The sequence below is a fragment of the Oleiphilus sp. HI0132 genome (assembly GCF_001635845.1).
In genome coordinates this window covers 1-1,278 of record NZ_LWGJ01000709.1, presented here as the reverse complement: position 1 = coordinate 1,278, position 1,278 = coordinate 1, and the positions used below count along the sequence as shown (strand labels likewise).

The window sequence follows — 1,278 nt, the reverse complement described above, 5'->3', positions numbered from 1 at the left end:
TCATTACGCCAGATCAATGGCAGCTTGAGGCTTAGCCTGGGTGCCGTGCAAAAGGTGGCTCGCCAGGCAAAAGAATTAAACCTAGATTGGTCTGCCATCGAGAAACTTAATGAGCAGGCGCTTGCCAATCTTTTTTATCCTGAATCTGACAACCGTGTGTCTGCAGAACTGGTCATGCCGGGCTGGGTTGAGGTACACCAAGAACTCAAGCACAAAGGCATAACCAAACACTTACTCTGGGAAGAATATACACAGCAATACCCAAACCGGAGTTACAGCTACTCGCAATACTGCCACCACTACCAGGAATGGCTGAAGAAGCAAAAGCGCTCTATGCGCCAAGTGCATAAGGCCGGTGAAAAGCTATTTGTTGATTATGCTGGGAAGACCATGCCGATTGTTAGTCAGGGCACTGGCGAGGTTCGCTTCGCGCAGATCTTTGTTGCCGTTTTTGGGGCGTCCAATTATACGTTTTGCGAGGCGACCTGGTCGCAGAGCTTGCCTGACTGGTTGAATAGTCACGCCAGAGCTTTTGAGTTTTTTGGTGGTGTGCCAGAGATGGTCATTCCAGATAACTTGAAGAGCGGTGTGACACAAGCTTGTCGTTATGACCCTGATCTTAACCCAAACTACCAACAACTTGCTGCGCATTATGGGACTGCAATCGTGCCCGCTAGACCAAGGAAACCTCAAGATAAAGCCAAGGCGGAGGTTGGAGTTCAAATCATTGAACGCTGGATACTGGCTCGGCTTCGCCATCATACCTTCTTCTCTCTAGCTGAACTGAATCACTGCATTAAAGCCTTGCTAGAAGAAGTGAACAACATTCCCTTCAGGCAGCTAAAAGGTACGCGTAAACAGTGGTTCGAAAACATCGATAAGCCCGTTCTGAAACGCTTACCCAAGCACCGTTATGAGTACACGGATATCAAACAGGTCAAAGTAAACGTCGACTATCACATACAATACGATAATCATCTTTACTCCGTACCGCATCAGCTTGTCGGCGAGCGCTTGGAGCTTCACGCCAAAGATAAGCTAATAGAAATCTACTTCCAGAATAAACGTGTCGCCAGCCACCCAAGAAAGCGCAACTCTGGCATGACTACGAATCCAGAACATATGCCAACTAGGCATGAGAAACATCATAAGTGGAATGCAGACCGACTCATGAACTGGGCCAAGGATCTAGGCGATGAGGTCTTGCTCTGGGTGCAAGCACTCCTCAAGCAAAAACAGCATGAAGAGCAAGCTTACCGGGTCTGCCTGGGCTTATTG

At 48.4% G+C, this 1,278-nt stretch carries 1 protein-coding gene; it reads left to right on the top strand.

The features are described from left to right. Positions 1 to 1,278 (top strand): IS21 family transposase (istA, locus tag A3766_RS08465; RefSeq protein ID WP_068642077.1); only part of this gene is annotated, 1,278 nt, incomplete at both ends.